The sequence below is a fragment of the Bacillus sp. 01N45 genome (genome assembly GCF_056399205.1).
Window position 1 is genome coordinate 233,686 of sequence record NZ_JBFTQW010000008.1, and the last position, 24,420, is coordinate 258,105.

A 24,420-nucleotide genomic window follows, 5' to 3' on the forward strand; every position below is an offset into this window, starting at 1 on the left:
GTTACCAAGAAACATCTAAAAATGAAATATCATCGCTTGTCGGAGAGTTCTGCGCCCTCTCAATTTCTTTTAGCACTTCCTCAAAGTTATACTGCTTAAGCGAAAGAAGTCCGTCTGAATGAATAACTAGCCGATTAACTTCTTGTCTAGACAATGTCTTTGAAAAAACCGCCAATTCCCCACCAATAACGCCTCTCTGTGTAGACCATCTCTTCTCTATATTTCTCTCAAACTTCATTACATTCGAACAATTCTCCTTATCTTGAAACAATTGTACAAATGAATCACCATGTGTAACTATCGTTATTTGTACTTTATCTTGATTTGGAATGCGTTCTATTTTCCCGCCAATAAACATTGCTTCACTACCTTTTTTTCGCTTTTCTTCCAAAACATCGCGTAGTAACCACGGTGTTTCTTCTGGCAAGCGAAATGCACTTACTTCCTCTGAAGCTTCTTCTATCCAATTATTTAACTGTTCATTTAATAATGTGGTAATGTTCATTCCATTTTCTTGACATGTTTCAAATAAGTTTACTAACTTCATACCAAGAAATTTCGCAGCAATTTCACCATGAAAAGATAGCCCTACACCATCACATAAGGCAAATACGAAACTAGTTCCATTATCTAGAAATACTAGAAAGTCTTGTCCACTCTCGTTTAAATCCTGCGTTTCTTTTGCTCTTACATAACTATATCTATAAGTAAAATGTTTCGTTTCCTTTTCTTGCAATACCGTTTCTTCCTTTTGCGATAGGGTATATTTCACCTTACTCCCCCTCCTATCGAACCGGCGTTGCAGCAGACATTTGAAATCCAAGTGATACTAAGTCCGCATTTGTCCCAGGAAACATCATCACAGCACCATCTGCAATATGAAACCCATGTTCCGTCATCATCTCACGATAGCTTTGAGGTATAGGCGATGAAAGTCTTTGCAACTTTGCACCATATTCATCTGTAATCTCTGTATTTGGCATAATCCCTTCCCACTTCTTTATATTAGAAATTTGTTCTTGCATAATTTCATCTGAAATAAAAATATTTTCAATTAGTACGTTTCCATCAGGTACAGACATATTCATAATTCTTCGTACAATTAATTCTGGATCTTCACCAGTTGATGCCCCATCTGTCATATGACAAACAACAGGAGCTGGTCCATCTTGTAAATTTGGTAATTCCTTTTGCAATAACTTCTCCACTACAGAGAAAGCTTTTGCTGTATCAGTTAAACGATGCGTTTGAATTTTTTCTAATGGACGCAGTCTTGCTACCTCGTCTATTGTTTTCACACCACCCAATAAATCAAAAACATGATCGCTATAGGCTAAAATAGATAACTTATACCTTGGAAGCAAGCGACTACCTTTTGTTGAACGAAATACCATTTGGCGAATCGCTAAAGAAAGAGCATCCGTTACAATATCAATTCTTCTTTTTTCTTCTCCGCCTGCATCCATCATTTGGTTCATTGATGCGCTTACATCAAGAAGATAAATTATATAAGCTGGTGTTTGTTGTGTTGCTTGAGTTTGATATAACATGTTTCATACCCTTCCATACATTATTATATGAACTTTTTTTATATTCATATTTCATTATAACTTATGAATTTTCTTTTTCTCAATTCATTATAAAATGTTCTTAATATAATTTACATATTTTCACACAAAAAATTATTCCTTTTAACATGTGTTGAAAGGAATAACCCCCTTCTACACTATAGAAGGGGGTTATTCTTACGGTATAAGACGCGTACAATCTCTCGGAAAAGCACTCGCCTCTCGTACATTTGTTAATTCCAATAGTTTGTATACAACTCTCTCTAATCCAATTCCAAAGCCACCGTGCGAGGGACAACCATATCGGAATGTATTTAAATAAGATTGAAACGTATCTGGATGTAATCCTTTTTCTTTAAAAGAAGTGAGTAACATTTCGTATTCATGAATTCGCTGCGCCCCTGAAGTTATTTCTAGTCCTTTATATAGTAAGTCGAACGAATCAGTAATAGATGGATTCTCTTTATTTGGCATCGTATACATCGGCCTAGCTTCTTTCGGATAATGTGTAATGAAAACAAACTCACTCTTATATGTTTCCTTCACATATTTCCCTAATAGCTTCTCACCTTCTGTATCTAAATCCCCAATTGGCGATTCTTTCTGGTACTTACTTTTCAAAATTTCTTGCGCTTGTAACAATGTAATTTTCGGTATTTCTGTAATAACAGGTACTTCTATTTGTAATAGTTTTAGTTCTTTTTCACAGTTTTTTGCTACTTGTTGAAACATATATCGTAAAACATCCGTTTCTAGTTGCATCACTTCATAAAAATCATGAATAAATCCAAGTTCTACGTCTAACGATATATATTCATTCAAATGACGGGAAGAATTATGATGCTCCGCTCTGTAAACAGGTGCAACTTCAAAAACACGTTCTAATCCTCCAGCTACCATCATTTGTTTATAAAACTGTGGTGATTGTGCTAAATAAGCTTCTTTTTGAAAGTATGGAAGCTTAAAAACATTTGCTCCTCCTTCTGCCCCTTGTGAAACAATTTTCGGAGTAAATACACGTGTGAAATCGTTCTCTATAAGAAATTCACTAAAGCTCTGAACGAGCGTAGATTTTACTTTAAATATCGCGGCGGTTCGCTCATGTCTTAATGATAATACTCTCTCATTTAGAAGTTGATCTAAGCCAACTTGCAATTTCTTTTTATTTATTTCAAACGGAAGTGGTTCTGCGCGATTTAATATTTTCACGTCGTGAGCGAGCACTTCAACTCCTAATTCTGTTTTCGAAGTCTCTACTATTTGACCTACTACTTGAACGACACTTTCCACATCTACCTTATATCCAGCTAACTCATTTTCTAGTACACATTGCATAACTCCTGATCGATCCCTTATTAATAAAAAACTAATATTACCTAGATGACGAATTTTTTTTACCCATCCTTGAAGTAATACAACCTTGCCGCCTTGCTCCGTACATTCTTTTGTGAGTGAACGCTTCATTACATTTCCCTCCAGTAATTTTATATTTATTTACGTTATTGTTGTTGTCATCGTCATCATCCACGGTCACTCACCTCCTTTCAAAGAATACAAAAATCCGCCCCTATAAATAGGGACGGATTTTTCCGCGGTACCACCCAAATTGTCATAATGACCATCTTAGCCCTGATAACGGTAGGTACCGTTTGCTTTTACTAATTATCACGTTCAAAGCAACACTCACAGGTGTCTTTCCATCATGCGGTATCGCAATCTTCTCAGCAACCGATTGCTCTCTGTAGACCTTTGCATCATGTACTTTTCCTGATCCTCACTTTTTATATTTACAGAGTATTCTATCTCTTTGTTTTATAAAACGCAAGCCTTTTTAAATATATTTTGATCTTTCATATCCAATTTTGTACAATCTCCTCTAAAGCCATTCCACGTGAGCCTTTCAATAATATGATATCCTTTTTCGTTATAACTTTTAATACTTCCTCTGCTATCTTGGCTTTACTATTAAATGACTGTACTTTTCCTATATCATATTTCTTTCTCGCTTCTTCCGCTACAATTTCAGCTAACTCTCCATAAGTGAATACATATTGAATGCTCTCTTGATTTAACATTTTACCAATTTCTCTATGATATGTTTCAGCATTCTTCCCTAACTCCAACATATCCCCAATTACTATCATTTTTTTCTTATAGGCATTTAATGTCTGTAACGTTTCAATTGCGGCCTTCATTGAAGAGGGACTGGCATTCCATGCATCGTTAATAATTGTAAAACCTGTTTTAGCAGTTAAAAATTGAAAGCGCATATGAGTAATATTTACTTGTCGCAATGCTTTCTGTATTTTTTCTGTGGGGACATTATAAAATTGACCTACGGCGATTCCGACAATCGCATTTAAAATATTATGTTTTCCATGCAAGGGAACATCGTACTGTATTTTTGAATCATTTAATTTAAAATGAACACCATATTCATCTAATTGCACGTTTGTTGGAAACAAATCATTTGTATACTTTTCACCAAATGCCTTACAAGTTATACTCGATAAATTCTTATTTTTCAAAAGCAATGGCTCATCACCATTATACAAACATAATCCTTCATCTTTTAATCCATCAATAATTTCTAATTTAGCCTTCGCAATTTCTTCTTTTGATCCAAGCGTCTCTAAGTGAGAATGACCAATCATTGTAATGATCACTACATCTGGCTGTGCTATTATTGATAAGTTTCGAATTTGTCCTTTTTCACTCATCCCCATTTCAAGAATTAAAAACTCTGTATCTCGTTTCATTTCTAAAATAGTTAATGGTAAACCGATTTGACTATTAAAGTTTCCCTTTGTTTTATGCACACGATGAGTTGTACTTACAATCGTGCTTATTATATCTTTTACCGTTGTCTTGCCATTACTACCTGTAATTCCAATTACTTTTACATTTAGCTCTTTCCGATAAAATTGTGCCAATTGTTGCAAAGCAAACAAAGTGTCATCTACAAATATAATTGGCATCCCTTTTGGCGGAGTGCTGTAAGACTTTTTCCATAAGGAAGCGACAGCTCCATTATCGAATGCCTCTTTCACATAATCATGTCCATCTTTCACCCTAATGATTGGAACAAATACATTTCCTTCTTTAATGCTTTTGGAATCTATGCAGACACCATGTATCTCTATGTGATGAAACGATTCTTGTAACCCTTCACCGCCTACTACCTCTTCAAGTTTTTTCAAATTCATTTGAATCAAAGTATCACCCTTTCCATTTTATTACATAATTTCCGTTTTATTTACGCATATTGATAAAGTGAAACTTTAATCAGTGGGGATTTTGTTCCTCCCCACTGATTATCAGCCCTCACCAATCGGGCTTTTACGGTAAGCCCGCCCCCCACCTAACTTCTTTGCTTTCCCTGAATTTTGAGGTGGAGGGTCTTACTGCCCGGCAAATAGCGGGATAAAAATTTTATAGCGAGGTGTTTATATGAAAAAAGCGATTAGTTTCTTTCTTCTTTTGTTATGCCTAATTGCAGTGAATGAAACATACGCCTATTCACCAAATTCTTTACCAATCTCCCAAAACTCTGATCAATGGAAAGTGAATATTGATGAACCGAAGAACATAGGTAACAATATGCTTCAAGCTAAAGAAGATGAATTTAAAACATATCAATTTTCAGTAAAAAATGTTGGTAACAGTGAAGTATATAACGTACAAGTCTAAGTATTCCGCAACGAGCCAAAAACGAAAACGAAATATGAACTTTTCTCACGAAAGGAAAGTCGCTTAGCAAGTGGAAAAACTGGATTTGAACATGCTAATTTTCCAGTTGCTACAAAAGCAGATGAAGTTGATGTAATCATTACTTGGCAAGAACACCCTTTCCGCTCCATGAGAAACGGTCAAAAAGTTGAGTCTAGAAAATTTAAAGAGCATTTTGTTTTTAAAGACGAAAAAAACAACTAGAATGCGGATGAATTTACATTAGCATTCATATAGCTTACTTTACTAGTACCAGTTCTTAAGCAAATTAAAAAGTCGTGGCTTATAAACGCCACGACTTTTTATATTAATTCGTACTAATTCCTCTTGCTGCCCAAATACGATCGATATCAGCAGCATGTTGTCCGCCATATAAAAGAGCATCCGCTTGCTTAATCGCTTTTGCTCCATCACTGAATTTAGAGTTTGGTGTTAATGACCAGTGTGATTGTAAAATAATTTTCGTTGCTACATCACGTCCAAAAGCTTGTGCCATCTCATATTGACCTTGTGCCCAAATTTCCCCATCATCATGTACCTCATTTGTAACATCTTTCGGATACACTTTATTCGTATCTAATCGGCGCAAGCACGTCGGATCTGAACTAGAATAAGCTGTCGCATCCCATTCTCCAACACATGCTTTTCCGTAGCCTGTTGTCGATACTGCATCTTCATACGTAGCACCTAAGAAGTCACCAAATCCTTCTCCCATCGCTCCGCCTTCTGCAGAACTACCAAAGCCAGGCACTTGGTTATCTTGAATTGAATGCCCGTATTCATGTGCGATAATACCAGCATCTTCTGCATCATCTACTCCGCCAGTACCAAAAGTTAAAGCTTTCGTTGTCGGAGAATAAAATGAGTTATCAGCCGTCGTTCCATTCACATTCACTTTAATAGAGCGATTATTAATATTTTTAAATCCTAACCCTTGAATGTAACGCTGTAATGTATCGATATGATAATACGACATAACATCTTCAAAGCTATCATTTGCACGTGTATAGTTAAATTGTAAATTTGTAGATTTTGTTTTTGCTTTTGAAGAAATCGTTACATACTCTCCAATTAAAAATCCTGTCCCATCTAAACCTTTTAACGTAACAGTCTTCAATTGATTCGTTAACGCTGTTGAATCTGCATCGTTATTATCTTTTAAGCCTACTTTACTACCGCTAGATACGACTGGGTTAGGTAAAAATACTTTTCCTGTCCCTTCAGCTTTTCGGTTTATATCAACCTTTTTAATTAACTTCCCATTTTCCGCATCAATAAATGTTTCCCATGCACCAAATGGATTATTAGAATGGACTACCACTTTATATACTGGACGAGCAATTCCCTCTTCAACAATATATCCAAATTCTTTCTCTGTAGGAGCCCATAAGTTTTGCTCACTTGCTTCTCCAACATACGCCATTGATTTTTGTATTGCATCTTTTTCACTAATTTTTGTCGTTACTTCCTTCACACCTTTGACGGATTGATAATCAGAAACAGCAAGTACGCCCTTTCCCTCTCCGTTAAGAGTAACTGTAATTTGTTTTGAAAATACAGGTGCACCATTAACAACTTGCTGGAACCTAACATATGAAGCTACTGACGTTTCTGTTGTAGAAATATATTGCAAGTCTGAAAGGTCTGTTTTTAATCCATACTGCGCAGCATTTTCTTTTAAATATTCAGTTGCTTTTTTCTGCGGCGAATAAGCTTCTAGCTTTACTTGCTGCTGTTTTTCCAATGCCGAAACCGTAGAAATCGTCCCCATTACTAACGGCACAGTCATTGCCATTGCCACCATTTTTTTATTAAACATAGAACCACTCCCCCTAATAAAGTAGCTCAACCTTATCCCATTACCACTAGGCAATCATTCCCCACAAAATGGGGGGATAAAAATTGAATCTACGAGTAATTCTCTATAAACAATTCTATTACCTTTCCATTTAGGTTGAGTGAAATTTTCTCAATATTTATGTATAAAATGAGAAAAATACTGTAGAAATATATTTCTACAGTATTTTATTTAGTGCGCTATGAAGAAAGACATTTACTAGAGGACCTATCGAACGGATTATGAGGAAGTTAGCCGGATAAATTTCCATCATACAAAAAGGAAGTTGGAATGATTCCAACTTCCTTTTTTCTTTAATGAGCCGCGCTTAATTTAATTCGAACTTTCGCTTCACCTAAAGATAGTTCATCGTCTTCATTCGTTAAGTGATCAAATGTAAATTGCTTAACGAGTAAATTTTCTTCCAATAAATCTTTATGGTTCGTTAATGTTCGTTGTAGCTCTTCCTCTGTATCAAGAATAACATCTACTCGTAAATTAACCGGTAAATTTAACTGCTTACGATATTCTTGAACCGCTCGAATAAATTCACGCGCCACTCCTTCTTGTAACAACTCTTCTGTTACATTCGTATCTAACATAACTGTATATTGTCCGTTAGTCGTATTAGAGAACCCTGATTTCGCAACTTTCTCTACTACTACATCTTCAGCCGTTACAACTACTTCTTCTCCTGGTGCAGTTTCGTAAACTGCTCTTTCTGTAGATACAAAGTGTTGTACTTCTTCTTTTGATAATTGTTTTAACCATCCATTTATTGCATTCACATTTTTACCAAACTTCGGCCCAGCTGTTTTAAAGTTCAACTTTAATTGATAGGACGTGTATTTCGTTTCATCGAGTTCAACATGAAACGCTTTGACATTTAGCTCATCCATGACGATATCACGATAAGATTCCCAATCCATATCATTTTCATTATGCGCTAGTAATACAAGTTCCGCTAACGGCTGTTTTACTTTTAAAGAATGTTGATTACGGTTACTTCTTCCTAGTTCAACAACTTGTAAAACAGCATCCATTTCCGCTTCTAGTCTCGGCTGAAGTAGTGATTCATTTACAACTGGATAATCCTCTAAATGAACGCTACTTCCAGTTAAATTTAAATGAATATCTTCAGCGACAAACGGTGTAAATGGTGCAATTAATTTACTAATTGTCACAAGCACTTCATGAAGTGTCTCATACGCAGCTGCTTTTTCAGCATTCATACCAGATTCCCAGAAACGATTACGTGATCGTCTTACATACCAGTTACTTACTTCATCTACAAGCGCCGCGATTTCACGAGCTGCATTCGTAAATTGATAATCATCAAGTGCTGTTCTCACTTTTTTCGTTGTGCTATGCAATCTTGATAATACCCATTCATCCAATTTCGTCCGCTTTGCGTCATACGTTTCTTTCGGATTATACTCATCTAAATTTGCATATAAAACGTAGAAGCTATACACATTGACTAATGTATCTACAAATTTAGACTTTGCTTCCAGTACTGTTCTTTCCGAGAAACGTTTCGCATTCCACGGAGCACTGTCAACGAGTAGCGCCCATCTTAATGCATCTGCACCAAACTGATTTACTAAATCAACTGGATCTAGTGCATTCCCTTTACTTTTAGACATTTTCTGTCCTTCTTCGTCTAATACATGCCCTAGTGATAACACTCGTTTATAAGGCACTTTTCCTGTATATAGTGCTGATACTGCTAATAAACTATAAAACCATCCACGCGTTTGATCAATGCCTTCTGCAATAACATCCGCTGGAAACTGTTCTTCAAATAACTCTTTATTTTCAAATGGATAATGATATTGCGCAAATGGCATGGAACCACTATCAAACCAAACATCAATTACTTCTGGTGTACGATTCATTGTACTTCCGCATTTTTCACAGCAAACTTGCACTTCATCTACATATGGCTTATGCAATTCCAAATCTTCCGGTGTTTCTTTTGTACTATGCTTTCTTAAATCAGCAATGCTTTTCGGTGCGAATTGATGATCGCAACTTTCACATTCCCATACGTTTAATGGTGTTCCCCAATATCTATTTCGGCTAATATTCCAGTCCACCATATTTTCTAAAAACTTACCAAAGCGTCCATGTTTCATATGATCTGGATACCAAGTAACAGAATCGTTATTTTGCAAAAATGTATCTTTAATTGCAGTTGTTCGGATTAACCAACTCTCTCCTGCATAATAAAGAAGTGGTGAATCACAACGCCAGCAATGTGGGTAGCTATGTTCATACTTTTCTTTATGATATAGTAAGCCTTCCTTCGCTAAATGACGAACAATATCCACGTCACAATCTTTTACAAATTTCCCTTTCAAAAATGGTACTGCTTCTGTATACTCACCTTTCTCATCTACAACATGCAAGAATGACAATCCTTCACTTTGAACGACTCTATAATCGTCCTCCCCATATGCTGGAGCGATATGAACGAGTCCTGTACCACTATCTGCCGTGACAAAATCTGCTGCGATAACGTGATAGCCATTTGTAACTTCTTTCATTGGAAATGGCGGCATATAAGATGTGTTTACTAATTCTTCACCTTTATGAACAGATAATACTTCATAGTCTTCTTTTAATACATCTTGTACACGTTCTTTCGCAACAATGTATACATGACCTTCTTGTTTCGCTTTCACGTATTCCATATTTGGATGTACAGCGAGCGCAACATTTGCTGGAAGTGTCCAAGGTGTTGTTGTCCACCCTAGGAAATATTCATTTTCACTATCTTTCACTTGAAACTTAACTGTTGCACTTAAGTCTTTTACTGTTTTATACCCTTGTGCAACCTCATGTGAACTTAGTGAAGTTTGACAACTTGGGCAGTATGGTGAGACTCTATGCCCTTTGTACAATAATCCTTTTTCATGAATCGTCCCTAAAATATGCCATACACTTTCGATATATGGATTCTCTAGCGTAACGTATGGATCATCCATATCTACCCAATAACCGATGCTTTCAGTGAATTCACGCCACTGCTTCTCATATGTGAATACACTCTCTTTACACTTCTGAATAAATGGCTCAATTCCATACTCTTCAATTTCATGTTTACCAGAAATACCGAGTTGCTTCTCAACACCTAATTCTACAGGTAAACCGTGTGTATCCCATCCCGCTTTTCGTAGCACTTTATAACCAGCCATCGTTTTATATCTCGCTACTACATCTTTAATTGTCCGTCCAAGTGCATGTCCGACGTGTGGTAAACCGTTCGCCGTTGGTGGTCCTTCATAAAATACGAAAGACTGTGCGCCTTCTCGATTCTGAATTGATTGCTCGAAAATACTTTGCTCGTTCCACTGCTTACGAATACGTGTTTCTCTCCCTACAGCTGACTCTTTTACATCTACTTTCTTCATCTACAATCACTCCTTTTGAATATTTTAAAGCACACAAAAAACCCGTCCCCATGAAGTAGGGACGGGTTTAACCGCGTTACCACCCTAATTCTATTAGCTCTTCGCTAATAGCACTTAGCAACGTACTATCATACGTGTTCTTTGTAACGGTAGACATCCGTCCGGGCTTACTTATTTCAGCCTCGGCTCCTCGGAGATGATTTTCAAATAACGTCTGCACACCGGCTTTCAGCTATACACCGGCTCTCTGGGGAACAATTCATTATTTTACTCGTTCTCGTCTTCAGATTTGTATACTTTATTAAAAGCTATTTTATGCCATTGGGCAATAAATTGTCAACTAATTCTAAATATATATTTAATTATACCCTTTTTTCACAATTCCTATACAATTATTTCTTAAATTCTTGTATTCCAGCTAAATCTTCATCTTCTTCAATAAGCTCAGCAAAGAATCCTGATTCATCCTCACGAAGAACAATTTCAAGCTCTTGCTTCGCCTCTTCAATTCTATTTAACTGTGCTAAATAACAAGCGCGATCGTATCTTGCTAACAAATCACTCGCATCTATTGTTAATACATCATTTGTTATTTTTTCTGCCTTTAGTGTTTGTCCGGCACCATGATACGAAGATGCTAAAGAAAGAAGAATTGCTGCTTCATTTGGATGATGTATAGAAGCATTTTCTAATACATGAATTGCCTCTTCAAACCTTTCTTGACTTTGATACATTTCTCCTAAAGCAAGAAACGCTCTACTTACAAACGGTGTTTGCTCCGTTAATTGTAAGGTAATCTTTTCTGCTTTTCTTTCTTCTCCTATTTTAAAGAATACTTGTGCTTGTAAAAGAAGCGTATCATAATCATCTGGTAACTCTCGAACCATTTGCTTCGTTAATTCTGAAGCATCCCGTAACATATCTTCTTCCTCACACGCCATGAAAAGATTTACAAGTTGCTTCGCTATATCGTAATCCCATTTATTTTCTAACGATGTTTGCAATACATCTATCGCCTCTTTATACATCGCCACATTCTCGTAAAATAGTGAAAATCGCTGCGCTGCCATACTATTTTTTTGATTTAACTTTAACGAAATTTCATACAAATCAATGATTGTAGTAATAATCGAAATTTCTTTCGCACGGTTTTTCATACGATAAAAAGCTCTCGTAATTATGGATTTTTTCGGCTGTTCATTTTGTTGACGTTCAATCCATCTTTCCGTCACCGCAGATGCAGCATACATAAATGCCATACTTCTTTCTGCCTTCTTCACCTTTAATGTATGAAGAAACTCTCGTATGTTAGACAATTTCTTATGTTGTTCTATCGCTTTTACATACACATCAAATATTCGTTCATTATTTGCATCTTTTTGTATAACTTTCATTGCAATTTCAATTGCTTTTGCATTTCTTTTTTTCACTAACACTTTGGCATAATGATATAGAACTTCTATATGCTCACTATCTAATTGAAGTGCCTCTTCAATCTGTGCTTGTTCTTTATCTATTTCATCCATCGCTCCATACACATATGCAATCGCATCTAATCGCCATATTTCAGGTGCTTCGTCCGCTAATTGTTCTAGTTCTGTCAGTAACTCTTCCTGAAAACTCATTTCTACTGAAAGCTGTGCCAAATATTCCATATTAATATGCATCGGCTCTTCTTTCATAGCCTGAACCATATGACTTTGTTCTTTAGAACGATTTTCTTCTTTTTCATATATTTCTGCAAGCTGTAAATGCACACCTACGAAATTCTCATCAAGCTCTAAACATGTTTCATACGCTTGTTTTGCTTCCGTCAATTGCCCTAATGCCATAAGTATTTCACCAATTCGGTAATACGGTAATGCCGTTTCCTTTTGTTCTATCGCCTTATTATACCTTTTCATCGCTTGGCCGTACTGCCCAATAGATTCATATAAAATACCTGTATAACAACCGTATTCGCTTATTTCTTTTCTTTCTTTGTGTAACGTTCTTAAGAACGCTATACCTCTTTGTACAAATACCGTTCCTTTAATTCGATTCACATATTCATCTAACGCACTTGCCACATTATATTCACTCTGCTTTATACCACTCTCTAACTTAGACAAAGCTAATTTAAACCCTTCTTCATTTCCACCAAGTTCAATCTCAGCATCCCATAGAACCATTCCCGCATTCATAAGAAAATCTTGGCTCTTTTCAATTTGTTTTTCAATACCGAGAATATATTGTTTCGCTTCCTTGTATTGTTCTTTCGCCATATAAACTTGCGTAAGTCCAAAGTGAGAATAAACATCATCATGATTTTCTTCTAAAGCACGATTATACAATGTTTCTGCTTCTTCCAGACTATCATTTTGAAAATGATAGTCACCGAGTTTTACGTATAGAGGTGCCTTATCGTCACAATTCTCAATACCTTTTAATAAAATTTCTTTCGTACTTTCCTCATCCTTCAAATCAGACTCGTATATTTCCGAAAGTTTCGTATAGATGTAGGGTGCATTACTATCCAAATAAATCGCTACTTTAAGCCCTTTTATCGCTAAATGTAATTTCCCTAAATGATGCGCACATCTCGCGCGCTCATACCATACATGTGCCTCATATTTATTCTCTCTTAATAGGTCATTAAAAATTTCATACGCTTCTTCATATCTTTCCAAATCTATTAATATTAATCCGTGATTCGTTAAAGTGAATCTTTCTGGACTACGTTCTAAAGCAACTTGAGAAAACTGCAACGCCTTTTCCGATTGATCGATATACATGTATGATAGAGCGAGAAAACTCCAAGCAATCGGCTGATCTGCGTCTAATTGTAATGATGAACGAAAACTTGAAATCGCTTCTATATAACTTTCCTGTTCAAAAGCATATCTTCCGTTTATTAAATGATATAAAGCACGATTATTTTTCTTCTCAACACTTGTCAGCATTTGCCCGGCTTTTTCTAATTCTTGAAGGCGAATAAAGCACTGCGCACCATGCAATTTAACAAAATCTGAGTTCGGAAACTTCTCCATTAACTTTTCAATACAACATATAATAAACTCATTATCTACTTCAACATCTAAATGCTTAACTGTATATAACCACGTATTCGGATTATCACTCGTCTCTTTTAAAAATTGTACTAAGTTATGAATCCCCTCTTTATCATGTTCATCTAGATGATCCGTAAGAGAAAAAATAGATTTAAAATAATGATTTTCTTCTTCATTTAAAAATGCTAATTGCTCCTTCTTTTCTTTCGGAACAAACGTAATCGCTAAACAACCTGTGTAACGATATTTTTCTTGTAACTTACTATATTCCACAATAACTGGTTCTATAAAGTTCGGATCTTGAACATAAAAAGCTTGTAACGTATCATCATATCCAGATAGCACTTGTACATGTGAAGCATGCTCAATATCTATACTTAATAAAACAGGAATCCCTTCATCCAGTAGTCTCTTATAATTTTCCTCATTCCCTTTAAAATAACGATATTCATAACCTAATTCTTCTAAATAAGAAACAGTATCTGAAAACTTTGAGCCTGTCATATCAAAAATAAACTCTGCTATTTCATCTTGTGTACGTTTTTCTCCCCATAACTGCAACATCATTTCTAAACTTGTCGGAACACAATAATTATCCTTTTGTACAATAGGAACTATCGGTAAATGCACCTTTTTTCCATCTGGATTTTTTTCTAAATTATGATATAAAGACTCTTTTAAACTTTTTTCTTCTTTTAATAACTGTTGTAAATCTACAAGTTTATTCATTTTGTAAAGCGCTTCTGCACGTAAATGTACAAAGTAAGCTTTATACACATGATAAGGAAGCTGATTATTTATGTTATCTATTACCGCTAACATTTCTTCATACTTCCTTAAATCTAATAAATATTTTACCTTTTCAAAATGAAAATATGGTACTTGCGGGAACTTTACAATCGCATCATCAATTAGCTGTAATGCACGTTTTTGTTCTCCTTGATTCGCATATAATTGTGATAATAAATAGGTAGATAGCTCTTCACAATCTTTATGCTGCATGCCGGCTATAAATTGTTCTTCTGCTTTCTCCCATTCACCTGTATGCATATAGACGTAGCCCCATTTATCAAATACGGCACGTGAACTGTACTCCTCTGCCTTTTGCATATAGATTAGGGCTTCTTCATTTCGTTTCATTTCCAACAAACATCGTACTAACGTAAAATATGTTTTCGCTAAAAGATCAGCTTCTATTTCTTCTTTAATTACCTCTTCTAATGAGTCTTTTAACAACTGTTCTACTTCAAGTATTTTCCGCTCATCAATTAACTCATCACAATATAAAGAGAGCGTTCTCATATTTGGGAATTTTTTGTAGGCGTAGCGAATGAGGAATGAACTGTATTGGTGCATAAGCCCTTCATCAGTAAGACGTATTAATATGTCAAACTCCTTATGTGAAGGAACACTAGCAAGCCAACTCTTCAAATAAGATAAAGTATTCTTTTCTTTTATATATGAAATTTCATTATTTATTTCCTGTAATCCATCTATAAATCTCTTGTCTTTCAAACAAGCATCTAACTGCTTAAAATCTAGCATGTATTCACCTCGAATATTTATTTGTACTGCTACTTGCTTAGATTTTACACATCATATTGTAGGTATTCAACTAAAATCTCTTATAATGGATGGTATTAATTAATATTATTCAAATTTATAACAAAATATAGTAAAAGTGATTGTTTTTCTCCATATTTTGTTTAATTAAATGGAATAACGTAACATGAGGATTTTATCTTTTGGAAGCTGAAATCCGTACATGAAATTATATCGGCGATAATTTAAATATATCGACGATTTTCAAAATATATCAGCGATTATACGGTGGATATCGACTTACCGACAAAAAATGACAATCCTCAATAAATCGCTATCTTTCAACATACTATTTCACCAAATGTAATTTTCATATTCGGAGCATATACTAAAGAAGAATGTAGATGAAATGCCTTAAAAAATCGGAGTTCAGCTTCATATTGAGCTAGCGCATCATCATATGTTAATCCTCTAGCCATTAAACGTTCTATAAAATGCTGTTTATCACCCGGATCCCCTGCAATCCCCTCTTCTTTTAATGAATGATACAACCTTTGTTTATCATTATAGTGCATATTAGAATCTAAAAAGTTCACTTTATTACTTACTCTACATTCAATATTTTTTACGCCTAGTTCACTTAAACACATCGGTATTTTCATACCAATATTTCCATCTTTTCCGCTTCTCTGCATGTCATTTTCAAATAACTTCTGCAAAGCACCTAGCCTAATAATTTCTGATTGATTCTCTCCATCTAAAGAGTATGAAGACATATTTGATATCCAATGTGGTTCAAAACAGATTATTTTTCCGCCCTTTTTAATTGAATGTATCATTTTTTTTAGCATCATTTTTGGCGAACTCATATGTAATAAGAAAGCATGACAAATTGCTATATCGTATGTATCTTTCAATTCAATTTCTGTAGCATCTCCCTCAAGAAATTCTGTCTCATACGGAAGTAAACGAAACAACTCTCTCGCTTCAGATAATAATGTTTCTCCACTATCAATGCCTGTATACTTTGATCCTTCTGGAAGTAAAGGCATTAATACTAAGCCTAAATAACCATATCCACAACCATAATCAACAATATGTACTGGCTTAGTAATCTTCCAAACCATATTTACTAAAAAGCTTACATAATCGTCGTTGTAATATAAATCTCTTGTGTTTTTTAAATATGCTAGTTTACTGTTCCAATCGTATGTTTCCAAGTTTAACGCCTCCTTTTTATATATGACATTACAATTCTCCATTTAATAAGGACATTCCTACACTTGAAACAATTCTAGAAAAATTTAGATTTAATAAAATAAAACTTCTGCTTTCACATTTTCTATAAAAATAAATAGGCATACATATCTACTATGATACGTATACCTATTTGTTTCACATCTCCTCAGGTGCCTCCACCCCAAGTAAACGTAATCCCTCTTTTAATACAACCGTCACAGCATACACTAATGCGAGTCTGCTGTCTTTCTCTTCGCTCTCTTCTAATATACGAACATTACCGTAATATTTATTAAACGATTGTGCTACATCCAATACATATTTTGAAATGATTGATGGCTCATTTTTGTTGAAAGCTGCTTCAATTATTTGAGGGAATTTATTCAGTAATTTTACAACGCTCCAGCTATGATCATCTTTTAATGCAAACGTACACGTTTCAAATTCTACACTTTCTTTTCTTAAAATAGAGCACGCACGTGCATGTGTGTACTGTACATACGGTCCTGTTTCACCTTCAAATTTCAGCATGTTTTCTAATGAGAATTCGATATTATGCATACGCTCGTTTTTTAAATCGTGAAAGATAACTGCGCCTACACCGACTTGCTTCGCTACTTCTTCTTTCTGTTTTAAGTTTGGATTTTTCTCTTCAATATTTTGTTTTGCAAGGTCAATTGCTTCTTCAAGTACTTCTTCAAGTAAAATAACTCTTCCTTTACGTGTCGACATTTTCTTACCATCTTTTAAAATGAACCCAAACGGTACATGTTCCATGCCGTCAACCCAATTGTAACCAAGCTTTTTTAATACAGTGAAAAATTGATTAAAATGTAAACTTTGTTCTGGGCCAACTACATATAACGCTTTATCAAATGCATATGTGTTTTGACGGTATAACGCTGCTGTTAAGTCACGTGTTGCGTAAATCGTTGCACCATCGGATTTTCTAATTAAGCAAGGCGGCATTCCCTCTTCTTCTAAATTAACGACTAACGCACCTTCTGACTCTTCAAGCAAATCATGTTCTTCTAAAATCCCAATAAAATCTTCCATTAAGTTATTATAAAAGGCTTCTCCTTGAAAATTAGTAAACTCAACACCGAGAAGTTCATAAATACGAGAAAATTCTTTTAAGGATTCGTGACGGAACCAATTCCAAAGCTCAACAGCTTCTTCATCACCTTCTTCTAATTTCTTAAACCAAGCGCGTCCATCTTCTTCTAATTCTTCATCGTCTTTTACCTCTTCATGAAATTGAACATATAACTTAAATAGTTCACGTATTGGATCCTCTTTAACTACTGCTTCATTTCCCCATTTTTTATAAGCGGTAATTAACTTTCCAAACTGTGTACCCCAGTCTCCAATATAATTAATTCCTACAACTTCATAACCACATTTTTCAGCAATATGTTTCAGTGAATTTCCAATCATTGTAGAACGTAAATGCCCCATTGAAAAAGGTTTCGCGATATTAGGAGATGAATAATCGATAACTACCGTTTTTTCACAACCAAAGTGATTTTGACCGTACTCTTCTTTCTCCGCTAATACCGTTTTTAATACATCATCACTTACCGTCTCACGATTAAAAAAGACATTTACATAAGGACCAACAGCCTCTACTTTCGTAAAAAATGGATCACTTAATTTTCCTGCAACTTCCTTTGCGATAATAGCTGGTGATTTTTTATATTGCTTCGCAAGTGAAAAACATGGAAATGCCGCATCTCCGAATTCATCTTGTTTCGGCGTTTCGATTAAATCTAAAATTTGATTTTGCGTTAATTCATTCGTAAAAATATCGGATAAACTTTCCGCAAACTGCGTTTTATAATCCATACTATATAACCTCCTTATTTTTTTAAACACAAAAAACTCGTCTCTAAAAAGAGACGAGTTTAAACCCGTGGTACCACCCTTGTTGTTCATTACGAACCACTTTCCCGTTTATAACGAGGACAGGGGGCCTCGGCTTACTCTACTATTCGTTCAAGAAGCATCTCCGAAGTGCGCTTCATCTTTTCCTTCCGCACTAGGCTCACACCATCCCTAGCTCGCTTTCCTTCTAAAAAAGACTACTCTCTTCATCACCGACAGTATATTTAATTAATTATTGCTTATTATACATCTTTTCAAACAATTAGCAAGGGTCAATTACACCAAAGTGAAACTTAGCACTTCTTCTTTTGTATACATGAAAATTATGTTTTTCAAATCTAGAACTACGGAAATGATCTTTCAGAACGACACGCTTTCTCGCCACACGCTTCGCTTCTGCAATTGTTTCGTTAGTAATATCATGATACAAAGCGAAGTGTTTTAATCCTTTTATTCCATCTGATTCTATAACAGTTTCTTCAAACATCGGATCAAGGTACACAACATCATAACTATTGTCTTCACATTGTGTTAAAAATGCGTAATGCTCCGTTTGCTTCACATCGATTCGTTGCATTGCCTCATCAATTTCAGAAACAGTTGAAGACCATGTTTTTAAACCATTTTCCATAATATAAGCCATATACTCATTGCCTTCAAGTCCCGTTACTTTTCCGCTTTCACCAACAATATAACTAGCTACAATACTATCTGATGCCATACCGAGCGTACAATCTAATACTGTCATTCCGCTCTCTAATTGCGCGGCTTGTACAAACGGATCCTGTTCTCCGCGCATTAACCTTTTCACACGAAACATCGCTGAGTTTGGATGAAAGAAAAATGACTCTTCCGTTCCTCTCGGATAAATAGCTAATCGGTTTTTCCCTACAACAAGTACATCTTGTTCATACTGCTCATGCAGTTTATGTACTGGTACGTCATTACGTTTAACGAAAGAACGATTTAATTCTGCTGCTACCTTGTTTGCATAATCCGTCATTTCTTTGTTTGTTCTTCCTGCTGTTGTTACGATCATTGTTTCACCTCTATATAAAGAAAAGAGGGAGATTTACTCTCCCCCTTCTTTAGCAATTCTTTTCGAAAGCTTGTTCTAAGTTCGTAATAATTTCGTCCATAGTTGCACCTTCAATTTCATGACGGTGAATGAAGTGAACAACTTCTTTTCCTTTTAATAATGCCATAGATGGTGAAGATGGAGGAATTTCTCCGAAGTATTCACGCATTTTTGCAGTAGCATCTTTATCTTGACCTGCGAATACAGTTACAAGATGATCTGGTTGTTTTTCAGCACGAACAACTGCTTGACCTGCTGATGGACGTGCTAAACCAGCTGCACAACCACAAACTGAGTTTACAACTACTAAAGTTGTACCTGCCGTGTTTTCCATAAATTCTGTTACAGCTTCTTCTGTAGTTAACTCTTCAAACCCAGAACGCACTAATTCTTGACGCATTGGGATTACCATTTGGCGCATGTATTCTTCATAAGCATTTGACATCGTGTAATCTCTCCTTCAACTTTCATTCCAAATTCATCATATCACGCTCTATTACTAGGTGCAAAAGAAAGATAACGATGATTTCATTTTTTTGTAGGGATTTCACAAACCCCTTCACAGCAATGTCCAACTGGGACAAGTTTTCTATTGTTAGCGATATAATCGTATACTTTACTTCCAAATCCGAGTACGATAGATAGTTTTATAAAAGGAACGGCAAACCAATAAGATGGAACGGCCTTTGCTAATACATGTATGCTATGAATTCCGGCATACCACTTATTATTTTTTAAAATATACAATCTTTGTTCCATCTTACTTTGTAGTTCTTGAGAAAGTTCATACTTCTCAACTACATCTTCATCTCGAAATGAAACAAATTGCATCTTACCCTTTTTATCTAGTTTTTTCGTACGTTCTGCAACCGCCGTACACATCGGACACCAACTATCATAGAAAACAATCATACATTACTCCCCTTTACGAGACTCCGTCATTTGTTTCCATACAGAACCTTTTGCTTCTTCTCCACCTTCAATACGCTCTAATGCTAGACGCGCTTGCATCGCTACTTCAAACTCCGGATCATCTTGCGCTGCTTTTAATGCAGGAATCGCACTTTCATCTCCAAGTTCAAATAAGAACATAGCTGCACGCCAGCGTACTAATTTACTTGAATCTTTCAGAGATTTAATCATAACGAACATCGCTGCTGGATCACCTACGTCTGATAAGCAATCGCCCGCTGTACGGCGAACACTTACTGAACGATCTAATAACGCTTTGTATAATAACGGCAATACCCCATCACCTTTTACCATACCTAAATACGCTGTTGCTAAACGGCGGATTGAAACTTTTTCATCATCTAACGCCATCTTCAACACTGGCATATCCTCTTCAGTAGGATCCATTTGCTCTAATGCTGCAAAACGATTTTTCCAGTCAGCATCTTTCATCATCTCTACTGTTACTTTATATGGCTCACGCTTTTGAATCGTTACTTCAACAGCACCTGCCTGGTTTAATAATTCTTTAACTGTTTCATTTACACGTTCTTCTGAATAAGCAGCAACAATCTCTTCTACTACTTCTTTCCCGATTTCTTCAAAATTACCGTAACGTGTACCTTGTTCTACCCATTTGCGCTCTTTCACAACGTTTGGTGCAGACATTTGAACTTTCATAATTGATTCTTTAAAACGATCTGGTAAACCAACACGTTCTTCCGATGTTCCATCTGTTAACTTTACTTGCATTGGAATTGTAAAGAACATTTGAACAAACACTTTCACTTCCCCAAAATGAGCAAGTTGTTGTTCTTCACTTTCTTCTACTACCTGTTCGCCGAAAACAGCACGAACTTGTTGTAATAAAACTTTCCAGTCAAACTTCGCATTTCGCTCCACTGCTAAAAAGTCGGCTACATGATATACACCTTTAATGCCTTCAATTTTCAAAATTTCTTGCACTTGCATTGGTGCTTGTTCTTTATTTTCATTTGTATAATTATTTCGCGCTCCTGATGGTAATACTTCATTCAAAATAACTTTCATTGTATTTGGACTTGGCGTCGGTTCAATTGCTTTAATCTTCACGTAAAAAACTCTCCTTTATTGCGTGTTCTTAGCTGTATTGTAACATGTTATCACTCTATACTCCTACTCGGATGCTTAATTTTGCTAATTCCTTTTCTACATTTCTTAGAAGTTTCATTCATTCTATTTTCACCTAATCGTTCGAAAACTAAAGTTAAAAGTATAATTGACAATACCAGAAAAAGGGATTAACCTTAACTCATAAAATGACTACGGTCATTTTATGGTCAAAGTCACTCTAAGTTGGAGGGATATCAAATGAATAATGTCATAATTATTGGTGGCGGTATTGCTGGACTTTGCGCAGCAATTTCCTTACAAAAAATAGGATTAGATGTAAAAGTATATGACCAAAATACTGAACCTACTGTTGCTGGTGCAGGTATTATCATCGCCCCAAATGCGATGCAAGCACTTGAACCATTCGGAATTTCTGAGAGAATAAAAAAAATTGGCAACGAAAGTGACGGCTTTAACCTTGTATCCGAAAAAGGAACTATTTTTAATAAATTGACCATTCCAGCATGTTATCCAAAAATGTACTCCATTCATAGAAAAAATTTACATCAATTACTACTTTCTGAACTAAAAGAAGATACTGTCGAATGGGGAAAAGAATGCGCAAAAATAGAACAAAATGAAGAAAACGCCTTAAAAATATTATTCCAAGATGGTAGTGAAGCACTTGGTAATATACTCATTGCTGCTGATGGTATTCATTCTGTCGTTCGAAAACAAGTAACACAAAGCGATAATTATCGTTATGCAGGATATACGTGTTGGCGCGGCGTAACTCCTACTAATAACCTTTCTTTAACAAACGATTTTATTGAAACTTGGGGAACTAACGGTAGATTTGGTATCGTCCCTCTTCCCAATAACGAAGTATACTGGTATGCGCTCATAAACGCTAAAGCTAGAGATCCAAAATACAAAGCTTACACAACAGCAGATTTATATAATCATTTCAAAACTTACCACAATCCCATCCCATCTATTTTAAATAATGCATCGGACGTTACTATGATTCATCGTGACATTGTAGACATTACACCAATGAAACAGTTTTTTGAAAAGCGCATCGTATTTATTGGGGATGCAGCTCATGCACTTACTCCTAATTTAGGTCAAGGAGCTTGTCAGGCAATTGAAGATGCGATTATTTTGGCTGAATGTATTAAGAATAATGCCCATTATCGTCAAGCATTCATAGAATACGAACAAAAAAGACGAGATAGAATTGAAAAAATCTCAAATACTGCTTGGAAAGTTGGAAAAATGGCGCAAATAAAAAGTACACCTTTAACTATAGTGAGAAACGAAGTAATGAAACGTATTCCGAAATGGATTTCTGAAAGACAAGCACATGAACTATACAACTTTCATTTATAACAAAAATGAGAAACAGCATTCTCTACCCTTCTTTCAATTACATTAAACTTAATCATGAAGTAAGATTTTATTTAAGATTATCTATTAAACAGATATAATTGTTTGTGTTAGGAGTAGATAAAATGCTTAGAGAAACGAGAAAAAAAGAATTAAAAGAACTTATATTCCTAAAAGCAGTACAACTCTTCCAAGAACGTGGGTACGAAAATGTAACGGTTCAAGATATTACTACTGCATGCGGGATTGCAAAAGGAACTTTCTTCAACTACTTTCCGAAAAAAGAAAACATATTATTATTTTTAGGTGATTCTCAAATTGAGCTATGGAATGAAAGTTTAAAAGCATATGAAAATGTGGAACATCCAAAAGAAAGAATCCAACTTGTTCTAGGAGACTTACTAGACCGTTTTACTGGACATGGTGATTTAATGCAGCATGCCGTCTTTGAGATTATTAAGTCTAACTACTTAGTAGAAAATGAAGTAAAAAGCATACAACAACTACAAGAAGGTTTATCTTCAATTATTGCAGAAGCAAAAGCGACAGGAAAATTAAACAGTAAATGGGATATACATATTATCACCTCTACAATTATGAGTACTTATTTTTATACATTAATGTCCCATTCACTATTACATGCTAATGAAATAAACGTGAAAAATATACTCAATCAACAATTAGATGTTGTTTGGGAGGGTATCAATCAAAAGTGATAGAGGGCTATACTACTAAGCCCTCTTATTGTGATGCCCCCTCCCGCCTTTTCTCCAAAAATGTAATGCTCTCAATCAGAACTTCCGTTATATATATTCTCTTTCCTTGATCATCTTCGTAATTCCTCGTATGAATACGTCCGGTAATTCCAACAAGTGACCCCTTCTTACAATATTCAGTTACATTCTCAGCCGATTTTCTCCAAACGACACAATTAATAAAATCTACTTGTTGCTCACCTAAACTATTTCGAAAACCTCTATTCACCGCAACACATACTCGTGCATAAGCGACACCTTGCTTTGTGTAGTATAATTCTGGCTCCTTTGTCAATCTACCGATTAATACAACTCGATTCATCATATGTTATACCACCTCACATATTTTTCTTCATTGTAAAGAAAAATGTATGAAGGGTAAAAAGCGTAAAATAATATATTTTAAAGTAAAAAATATTATTTTATATGCTGTAAAAGAAAAAAAGAAACCTTACATATATTAAACATGTAAGGTTTCAAAATTTATACTTCACTACAGGAAATGTAATATCCACCGCGAGCCATCTTTATCTCAACACGATACATTACATTTTCTAAGTAAAAAGTAATCGGTTTAACTTTACTCTCAAAATTCAATTGTTCCTGACATTCAACCGCATACCTTTCAATAGCGGAAATAATAACTTCTGATGATGGATACGTTAAAGCATCTTCTAGTTCTATGAAAAAACTTTTAGAAAATAGTTTTTTCATAATCCCTTTCTTCTCTTTCATCATATTCCATCCCCCTCCAATTTGAATTACCAACAACCATATTATACCATTACCGAAATTACCCTGCATTAACAGGCAGTATAAGCCTCACTGATTAAAATTTCACTCTATCTTTGAAAATAAAAAAATCCTGCATTTTTTATGCAGGATTTTTT

17 protein-coding genes, 1 pseudogene and 3 other annotated features are annotated in these 24,420 nt (G+C 35.3%); of the genes and pseudogenes, 3 read left to right on the top strand and 15 right to left on the bottom strand.

The genetic code is table 11. The annotated features are described in order from the left end of the window. Position 1: 1 nt before the first annotated feature. The 4 genes from AC1DMU_RS19990 to AC1DMU_RS20005 form a co-directional block, all read right to left on the bottom strand. Positions 2-772, bottom strand: a complete 771-nt coding sequence (locus AC1DMU_RS19990; RefSeq protein ID WP_088063231.1) for a hypothetical protein — start codon at positions 770-772, stop codon at positions 2-4. A gap of 13 nt (positions 773-785) precedes the next feature. After that, positions 786-1,550: a vWA domain-containing protein gene (locus tag AC1DMU_RS19995; protein ID WP_044792564.1), complete on the bottom strand. Its 765-nt coding sequence runs from the start codon at positions 1,548-1,550 to the stop codon at positions 786-788. 195 nt (positions 1,551-1,745) lie between these two features. Then, a complete protein-coding gene (gene aspS / locus AC1DMU_RS20000) occupies positions 1,746-3,032 on the bottom strand; it encodes an aspartate--tRNA(Asn) ligase (RefSeq protein WP_088063230.1) in 1,287 nt (428 codons plus the stop codon). A 108-nt stretch (positions 3,033-3,140) separates the two neighbouring features. After that, positions 3,141-3,352, bottom strand: a binding site (T-box leader). A 66-nt stretch (positions 3,353-3,418) separates the two neighbouring features. After that, on the bottom strand, positions 3,419-4,774 hold the full coding sequence (locus AC1DMU_RS20005) for a UDP-N-acetylmuramoyl-tripeptide--D-alanyl-D-alanine ligase (protein WP_141499183.1): 1,356 nt from the start codon (positions 4,772-4,774) through the stop codon (positions 3,419-3,421). Between the two features lie 244 nt (positions 4,775-5,018). Between AC1DMU_RS20005 and AC1DMU_RS20010 the strand changes: the two are divergent. Next, positions 5,019-5,501: pseudogene (locus AC1DMU_RS20010) on the top strand (hypothetical protein). A gap of 103 nt (positions 5,502-5,604) precedes the next feature. On the opposite strand, the gene AC1DMU_RS20015 reads toward AC1DMU_RS20010, so the two are convergent. The 9 genes from AC1DMU_RS20015 to AC1DMU_RS20055 all read right to left on the bottom strand — a co-directional run bounded on the left by AC1DMU_RS20015 (position 5,605) and on the right by AC1DMU_RS20055 (position 21,386). Continuing rightward, positions 5,605-7,116 (bottom strand): M36 family metallopeptidase, encoded by a 1,512-nt coding sequence (locus AC1DMU_RS20015; RefSeq protein WP_046959291.1) that lies wholly within the window; start codon positions 7,114-7,116, stop codon positions 5,605-5,607. Between the two features lie 332 nt (positions 7,117-7,448). After that, positions 7,449-10,550, bottom strand: coding sequence for an isoleucine--tRNA ligase (gene ileS, locus AC1DMU_RS20020; RefSeq protein WP_372470990.1), 3,102 nt, complete (start codon positions 10,548-10,550; stop codon positions 7,449-7,451). A gap of 54 nt (positions 10,551-10,604) precedes the next feature. After that, positions 10,605-10,843: a binding site (T-box leader), on the bottom strand. 99 nt (positions 10,844-10,942) lie between these two features. Beyond that, positions 10,943-15,145 (bottom strand): bacteriocin-processing peptidase family protein, encoded by a 4,203-nt coding sequence (locus AC1DMU_RS20025; protein WP_088063227.1) that lies wholly within the window; start codon positions 15,143-15,145, stop codon positions 10,943-10,945. Between the two features lie 338 nt (positions 15,146-15,483). Beyond that, entirely contained in the window at positions 15,484-16,404 is a 921-nt protein-coding gene (locus AC1DMU_RS20030; RefSeq protein WP_088063226.1) for a class I SAM-dependent methyltransferase, read from the bottom strand. 133 nt (positions 16,405-16,537) lie between these two features. Beyond that, positions 16,538-18,226: an arginine--tRNA ligase gene (gene argS / locus AC1DMU_RS20035; RefSeq protein ID WP_088063225.1), complete on the bottom strand. Its 1,689-nt coding sequence runs from the start codon at positions 18,224-18,226 to the stop codon at positions 16,538-16,540. 46 nt (positions 18,227-18,272) lie between these two features. Beyond that, positions 18,273-18,487 (bottom strand) — a binding site (T-box leader). Between the two features lie 40 nt (positions 18,488-18,527). Further along, complete coding sequence (locus AC1DMU_RS20040; RefSeq protein ID WP_088063224.1) at positions 18,528-19,304, bottom strand: class I SAM-dependent methyltransferase; 777 nt, start codon at positions 19,302-19,304, stop codon at positions 18,528-18,530. A 49-nt stretch (positions 19,305-19,353) separates the two neighbouring features. Further along, positions 19,354-19,788, bottom strand: coding sequence for a BrxA/BrxB family bacilliredoxin (locus tag AC1DMU_RS20045; RefSeq protein WP_000063705.1), 435 nt, complete (start codon positions 19,786-19,788; stop codon positions 19,354-19,356). Positions 19,789-19,871: 83 nt separating this feature from the next. Further along, the gene (locus AC1DMU_RS20050; protein WP_088063223.1) at positions 19,872-20,255 is read right to left on the bottom strand and encodes a thiol-disulfide oxidoreductase DCC family protein; all 384 of its coding nucleotides are present in this window, start codon (positions 20,253-20,255) and stop codon (positions 19,872-19,874) included. 3 nt (positions 20,256-20,258) lie between these two features. Then, positions 20,259-21,386: a conserved virulence factor C family protein gene (locus AC1DMU_RS20055; protein ID WP_087982610.1), complete on the bottom strand. Its 1,128-nt coding sequence runs from the start codon at positions 21,384-21,386 to the stop codon at positions 20,259-20,261. 243 nt (positions 21,387-21,629) lie between these two features. Between AC1DMU_RS20055 and AC1DMU_RS20060 the strand changes: the two genes are divergently transcribed. Together AC1DMU_RS20060 and AC1DMU_RS20065 are read left to right on the top strand one after the other, a co-directional pair. After that, the gene (locus AC1DMU_RS20060; protein ID WP_262366752.1) at positions 21,630-22,778 is read left to right on the top strand and encodes an FAD-dependent monooxygenase; all 1,149 of its coding nucleotides are present in this window, start codon (positions 21,630-21,632) and stop codon (positions 22,776-22,778) included. A 122-nt stretch (positions 22,779-22,900) separates the two neighbouring features. Next, positions 22,901-23,491 (top strand): TetR/AcrR family transcriptional regulator, encoded by a 591-nt coding sequence (locus AC1DMU_RS20065; RefSeq protein ID WP_088063221.1) that lies wholly within the window; start codon positions 22,901-22,903, stop codon positions 23,489-23,491. A gap of 25 nt (positions 23,492-23,516) precedes the next feature. Here the strand turns inward: AC1DMU_RS20065 and AC1DMU_RS20070 are convergent, their stop codons facing one another. Then, a complete protein-coding gene (locus AC1DMU_RS20070; RefSeq protein WP_048540931.1) occupies positions 23,517-23,855 on the bottom strand; it encodes a single-stranded DNA-binding protein in 339 nt (112 codons plus the stop codon). A gap of 158 nt (positions 23,856-24,013) precedes the next feature. Continuing rightward, complete coding sequence (locus AC1DMU_RS20075) at positions 24,014-24,268, bottom strand: DUF4318 domain-containing protein (protein ID WP_000975142.1); 255 nt, start codon at positions 24,266-24,268, stop codon at positions 24,014-24,016. Positions 24,269-24,420 lie beyond the last annotated feature (152 nt).